The 6,285-nt window shown below is 51.7% G+C and carries 7 protein-coding genes; 3 read left to right on the top strand and 4 right to left on the bottom strand.

The annotated features are described in order from the left end of the window. Nucleotides 1–232 precede the first annotated feature (232 nt). Nucleotides 233–1,024, bottom strand: a complete 792-nt coding sequence (locus tag ACR0NN_RS21470) for a family 16 glycosylhydrolase (RefSeq protein ID WP_480685519.1) — start codon at nucleotides 1,022–1,024, stop codon at nucleotides 233–235. Between the two features lie 104 nt (nucleotides 1,025–1,128). On the opposite strand from ACR0NN_RS21470, the gene ACR0NN_RS21465 reads away from it, so the two are divergent. After that, nucleotides 1,129–1,350 (top strand): hypothetical protein, encoded by a 222-nt coding sequence (locus ACR0NN_RS21465; RefSeq protein WP_170725119.1) that lies wholly within the window; start codon nucleotides 1,129–1,131, stop codon nucleotides 1,348–1,350. A 936-nt stretch (nucleotides 1,351–2,286) separates the two neighbouring features. Here ACR0NN_RS21465 and ACR0NN_RS21460 read toward each other — a convergent pair. The 3 genes from ACR0NN_RS21460 to ACR0NN_RS21450 all read right to left on the bottom strand — a co-directional run bounded on the left by ACR0NN_RS21460 (nucleotide 2,287) and on the right by ACR0NN_RS21450 (nucleotide 4,731). Next, a complete protein-coding gene (locus tag ACR0NN_RS21460) occupies nucleotides 2,287–2,682 on the bottom strand; it encodes a hypothetical protein (RefSeq protein ID WP_480685518.1) in 396 nt (131 codons plus the stop codon). Between the two features lie 186 nt (nucleotides 2,683–2,868). Beyond that, on the bottom strand, nucleotides 2,869–3,684 hold the full coding sequence (locus tag ACR0NN_RS21455; RefSeq protein ID WP_170722387.1) for an alpha/beta fold hydrolase: 816 nt from the start codon (nucleotides 3,682–3,684) through the stop codon (nucleotides 2,869–2,871). A 201-nt stretch (nucleotides 3,685–3,885) separates the two neighbouring features. Beyond that, nucleotides 3,886–4,731, bottom strand: a complete 846-nt coding sequence (locus ACR0NN_RS21450; RefSeq protein ID WP_170722394.1) for a LysR family transcriptional regulator — start codon at nucleotides 4,729–4,731, stop codon at nucleotides 3,886–3,888. Between the two features lie 86 nt (nucleotides 4,732–4,817). On the opposite strand from ACR0NN_RS21450, the gene ACR0NN_RS21445 reads away from it, so the two are divergent. Beyond that, a complete protein-coding gene (locus ACR0NN_RS21445; protein ID WP_170722396.1) occupies nucleotides 4,818–5,285 on the top strand; it encodes a cytochrome c in 468 nt (155 codons plus the stop codon). Nucleotides 5,286–5,298: 13 nt separating this feature from the next. Then, nucleotides 5,299–6,207, top strand: a complete 909-nt coding sequence (locus ACR0NN_RS21440; RefSeq protein WP_480685515.1) for a c-type cytochrome — start codon at nucleotides 5,299–5,301, stop codon at nucleotides 6,205–6,207. Nucleotides 6,208–6,285: the final 78 nt, after the last annotated feature.

Below are 6,285 nucleotides of genomic sequence, written 5' to 3'. Positions count from 1 at the left end.
GTGTATTGATTTCGTCCGTTGCTAAAGGATCTGCTACGAGCGGTGCGGGCAACAGGAACGCAATCAGCGCAAGTGTTCTCAATTCGATGTCCATCCAATCCGAGAGTAAGCGCATTGCCTCTGGCGGTCTCTGTTACAAGGTTTCGAGGGTGACCAGTAGCGGGGGGCGCATAGCACATTGATTATGATTAATGTCTGTTCGTCCCTTTGCAAGTATGGCCAACAATACGTTTCAACCGTTGCGGGGCCACTCAGTCGAACATTGAACGGTTTCCGCCCCCCAAGGGCGATAGGAGACACAGTAGTATCGCGCCTCCGTTCGTGTGTCTTTTGGCGCGCTTCCCGACCAATCGTTATGCTCCTCACCACTAACCCAGATATTGGCAAATATCTTCTGGGGATTGGACGGGATTGGTGTCTCGTGAGACGTCACGCGCAAAAGCTTTCGTCCATCAGCGTACCAGGTCAAACTGTCCGGCAGCCATTCAAAGGCATAAATATGTGGACCATCGGCGGCATCAAAGCCAAGATTTACGGATCGGGCTGACAACCTTTCTCCGTTTACGAACATACCAAGCAAAACCTCGGTTGTGTCGCCGCCCAAGAACTCAAAATCGATTTCATCATGGGGCGCATCGAAGTGCGGGCCGGTATACGTGAAGAACGACGAAATTACTCCTTCACCGCGCGCTGCGGTCATAACAACCTCATAACGACCAAAAGATCTTTGCCCAGTACGCTGCACTTCACCGCCTTCGAAACGTTTAACCGCTCCGTCTACTGTAGGGTAAAGATTCAACACTAACGCTTCGTCTTTGATATCGTAGCGCACTGCGTCACGGCTCCAGGCGGTATCAATCCATGCGGACTGGTTTTCGTATTTTGAAAAGTACCATTTCTCCGACCTTAGATCATCCGAATGTGAAACAAAGCCTGAAGACTGCATTTCAGATGCATCAACTACAAAGACAGTCAAAAATGACGCCACCGCGAACACTGTCATGAAAAATTTGAAAAAGAACATCTCATAAACTCTTAACGGAATTTAATACACATTTAACTCACAAATTACTTACCCACCTAAAATTTTCCATATTGCTTGAGCATATCTTGTTTAGGAGAATTTGTATGGATATAAAAGTAGCAAAAGATGCCCTGTGTTCGGCAAACATCTTGACGGAAGCCTACAAGTCCAATGTGGGAGATAACCCTTGGGTCCGGGCGAATCCCGAAATTGCAATTGCGGTGGAAACGGCCGTTCTGGCAATGGAAGCTGCGGGTGAAGCAATCAGGCAAAAGCAATCAGAAGACCGGTGCAACGCAACTTCAGAAGAACGCCTGACAGGATGATTCAGGAATTGTTTTAGGTTTGGTCGCAGAAACGGACAGCGGAAACCGGCTAGACTAGGTGCGACGCGCTGAACTCGTACCCCCTCATAGAAATCGCTAAACCCCATCATGGCGCGCCGCGCTTTACTGCTAACCTCGCGGCATGAAGCAATTTAGACCCTCTAGTGGAAAATTCGCGCGAGTGTGACCGCAAAAACCGCGTATTTCGCCAGTTGTCGATGTTTGATACGGGGTGACACGCCTCACTCATGACCCCCTCTTTTAAAGGCCGTAAACCAGTACGTGCTAAAATACAGTCGTGCCACCCACTGTGAGATAATCGCATTTGAGGCAAAATTGTGTCCACGATTCATTGTGAAACTTACCGTTCACAACTTGGAAACAAAGCGTTTCGCCCTATTTTGGGTCATTACGGGAATCCCCCAATTACGGACAACGCACCATCGGGTTAGAGTGGTTTCAACGGAACAACACTACCTCACCGTTTACCCCCTCGAGAGAGAGGGGCTGGCTAAGACCCCCTCGTCCAGCCCCTCACCACCTTCACTCTAAATCATTCGTGAGTCGGTGGGTACTTCCACTACTCCCAGAGCCGGTTCGGTCATTCGATAGCATAGAAACACGGTCGATTCAGCCCGCTATAAATGAGGGGGCGGGGACCAAACGTCAGAAAGCTATGAGTTCTGCGTCATTGCACCGATTTGGTTAGATGTCGGCTGTGAGCCCATCTTGACCAATGCTGCGCGGCGCACGAACGGGTGCGAAACACCTTATACCGCCATTGGTTATGGTTAGTACGGTCCGAAAGAACCAATTGGCACCCGCCCACAATGTTGCAGTAGCCCGCATTGCGGGCATTCACCTTGCATGCAGCAAAGGGCCGCAGTATTTGTGCCTGCCATTTTTCCTCAGTCAAAAAAAATGGCAGATACAGTTTCAGAGCCAAAATGAAACAGAAACACAAAGGCCGGTAGACGGCTCAAAGCTGTGCAGTTCGAAAGCTCTCTTTCCATCGGCACTGAATTTCTGGAACGAGTCCCCGACACGAAGAACTGTCATGCAGCGATAGCGCCCCTTGTCGGCGGCCATGGAAACGCAAACCTCATCTGTATCGGTGATGGCAAATGCGCCGGCACCAATCCAGCCACCGTTCGTGAGCTCTTCGCTCACAACATTGTTCGGGTCATAGAAAAAGCGAAATCTCTTCTCTCCGGACGTTGCTGTGACAGTATTTCCGATCAGAAGCTCTGCGATCTGATCGGCACTAAGGCGCTCGGCGCCCTTATCCAACGCCACCTCAAGATCCGTTTCAGCGAACGCAGTGCTTCCCATCAGAGCGACTGCGACCGCCACACAAAATGTTCTTAATAGTGCCATAGACGACTGCACGACTTGGAAATCAGGTTTTCATCTGGGCTTGAGGCGCAAAACTCCGACCCGCCTTTGCAATGCATAGCCAACCCAATATCGCTTGCGGTAGCTCGCGTGCCGATCTTGGCAGCCAACTGCTCATCAGCTTCAGTTTTTTTGGCGGTTCGCTCTTCGGATTGTGCGCTCGATTAGTTCCGTCACCTGGCCAGGCGTTTCAATGGAAGATGAGTGGCCCGCTCTTCGAAACACCACCAGTTCAGAACTCTTGATTTCTCGATGGATGCGCTCGGACCTTTCGGGAACTGTCGCCACATCTTCGTCCCCGACGCCAATCCCGACGGGAACTTTAATGTTGGCGAGGAGGTCAATGCAGCCCGCCCGTTCGATCACGCCTTTGACTGCACGTGTAATGCCGATCCGATCATTTCCCGTAATAGCCTTGGACCATCTGGTTTTTTCCTCAGCGCGTTCAGTGTCCTCGAGAAACGTGCGGCCAAACACAATTGGCATCACCCGTCCAATGACAGCCCATAGTCCAATCCATCGTGCCACAAAGTTCAGCATTCTGTAGCGCGGAGCGTTTTGGGAATCTTCAGGATCGGCGCTTGTTTCAAGCAGGGTCAGTGTTTTGACCAGGCTTGGCTCCCGCGCGGCCAATCTCATCCCGACAAATCCGCCCATGCTTAGTCCAACAAAATGGCACGGCTTTGCATCCAGATGCTTGATCAGTGCAGCTGCGTCCGAAGTGAGTGTGTCAATGTCATAACCGGCATCCGTAACGCCACTCCTGCCTTGCCCTCGATGATCGAATGTAATGCACCTATAGCGATCTCGTAGTTGAGAAACCTGCGCTTCAAACATCGCTCCACTGAACAAAAGGCCATGAGAAAAGACGACCGTCTCTCCTTTGCCTCCCGTATCATCGTAGTGGATCTGTGCACCGTTTAGGCTAACCGTCGGCATTGAATTCTCTTTGCTTAGGAATGACGAAAATAACAGAAATCTGGCGAAAGTTCACTAGAGCGTTCCAAATTTGGTTCGCAAAGCCTTTTCCCAAGCCCTATCCAATGGACTGTTTGCAGCCCAAAGCGGGCATTTCCGACTGGACTTTGCAAATTTGGAATGTCAAAGTTGCAAGATATCGAAAATCTGTTTTGCATCAAATCACTTAGCTAGCGCTTCTGATATGCGTTCAACTAACGCCTTCTGAACAACGGCAAACCTTGGGGTTTGCGCAATTTCCTCTAGCGTCGCGACCCACAACGGAACCTCAATACTAGGACATACGACCTGCGACCTTTTAAGGCGGGTATCCACGTCGCCAAAAAATGACGGCAGAAAAGTTTTACCAGCTCCTGAGGCAGCCATCTGCTGTAGCACCAGAAAACTGTCTGCTCCGTTGGTCATTTCGTCAGAGTCCACATTCTCCGCTAGCCATTTAGCTGGGAGGGAACGGCTCAACGCTCCGTCAAGCCTCATCCACTTGCGATTGGGGCAACCATCGTCAAAGACGCCAAATGACAGCGTTCCCGCGCGCTGCCCGATCAGTCCTTCCCCTAGCTTTATCGATGGGCGCACAGCAATGTCTGCTGTCAGTCGGGAAAGATCATGGTGGCTGTTCTGGCTTAGCAGAGTCAGTTTCAAACCTGGGTAAAGGACTGAGATCTCGTTTATGATGCGAGGGAGAACAATCTGACAAAGACTATCGGTCGATGTAATGCGCACCTGACCCATAGGAGAGCGATTTGCTCCGACAACTGCCCGCTCCACCGACAGCACGGCTTCTTGCACGCTTTCCATGGCCGAAAAGATCGCACTGGCTTCGGGGAGAATGGAGTATCCTGACGGGCTTTTTTGAAAAATCCGGCAGCCATTGCGCTCTTCGAATGCGGCCACTCTGCGCAAGACTGTGGCATGCGTGACGCCCATGGCCATCGCCGCCGCGTTCAACGAACCGTATTTGCTTACGGCTAACGCGTATCGAATATCATCCCAGTTTTCGTTGTTCATAAATTAACAAGTGACGACCAATAACAAACAATTACAAGAAAATTCGTTCAAGATAACATTCGGAGCATTGAACAGGGAGACACATCATGATGAAGCAGTACTCAATCTTCGCGGTCGGTCTTTTGTCATTGGCCGCAATTGGCACAGCCATCGCCCATGAAAGTGAAAACCCGGCTGTGAAGGCTCGAACCTCGATCATGCAGCTCTATGCCTTCAATCTTGGTACACTTGGCGGCATGGCCAAAGGCGAGGTGGACTATGATGCCGAGGCCGCAACACGGGCTTCAAACAACCTTGTTGTGCTAACGCAGATCGATCAATCCGCAATGTGGCCCCCGGGATCTGACAATGTTTCCGATCCGTCCTCCCGCGCGCTCCCTGCGATCTGGGAAAACTTCCCTGACGTTGGTGCGAAAGGGCAGGCCATGGCAGACGCCGCTGTTGCGATGCAGGCTGCGGCTGGCCAAGATGTTGATGCCCTGAAAGCGGCTATGGGAGATCTGGGTGGAAGCTGTTCGGCATGTCACAAAGCGTACAGAGCACCGAAAGACTAAATGGTAGAAAGCTGTGAAGCGGTTTTTCCTTTTCACTGCTTTCGCTGCACTTTTGGTTGGGTTGGCCGGTTTGGTGCTGACCCGACCACAAAGAATGGATCAATCTCGACTTGACGATTTGAACCCAGATCTCGCCAGAGGTGAAATCGTTTTCTACGCCGCAGGATGCGCATCCTGTCATTCAGCGCCGGATGCGGTTGGCGAGGACAAGCTCATGCTCTCCGGTGGTCGCCGGTTTGAGACGGAATTCGGCACGTTCATTGCCCCCAACATTTCCAGTCACCCAGAAGTTGGTATTGGGTCCTGGTCTGCCCTGGATCTGGCCAACGCCTTGATCCATGGGACCGGACCTAAAGGGCAACACTATTTTCCAGCGTTTCCCTATACATCTTACGCCAACATGTCAGCGGACGACGTCGATTCGCTTCACGCATTCCTCGGCACTCTGCCACCAGCCACAACTGCAAGCGTTCCGCATGAGGTAGGTTTTCCTTTCAATGTACGTCGTGGATTGGGGGGATGGAAACTGTTGTTCATGACACCAGGCTGGGTAGTCGAAGGTGATTTGACCGACCAACAAAGCCATGGCAGATATTTAGTCGAGGCGCTGGGTCATTGTGCTGAATGCCATACCCCGCGAAATGGTCTAGGTGGTTTAAAACGAGACCTTTGGCTGACGGGTGCACCAAATCCAAACGGGAAAGGTCGCATCCCCGGCCTTACCTCAGACCAGCTTGATTGGTCCGAGGCTGACATCGCCGAGTACCTGAAATCCGGCTTCACGCCGGACTATGACAGCGCAGGTGGTGAGATGGTGGACGTCATCGAGAACACATCGCGTCTTACGGATGAGGATCGTTTGGCGATTGCCGCCTATCTCAAAGCTGTTCCTTTTTCTGCGGCGGGGCTTCCATCAGAGTAACAGTCGTTCGGCGCCATGCTGCGGGGACCAGATGCTGTTGCCGGTCGCCAGTAGGAAGCCGTGAGGCCTATTCCCTTT

This window comes from Ruegeria sp. BA2, from assembly GCF_056539605.1.
Note: the sequence above shows the minus strand (reverse complement) of the source record. Positions and strands in the feature narration are given on the sequence as shown.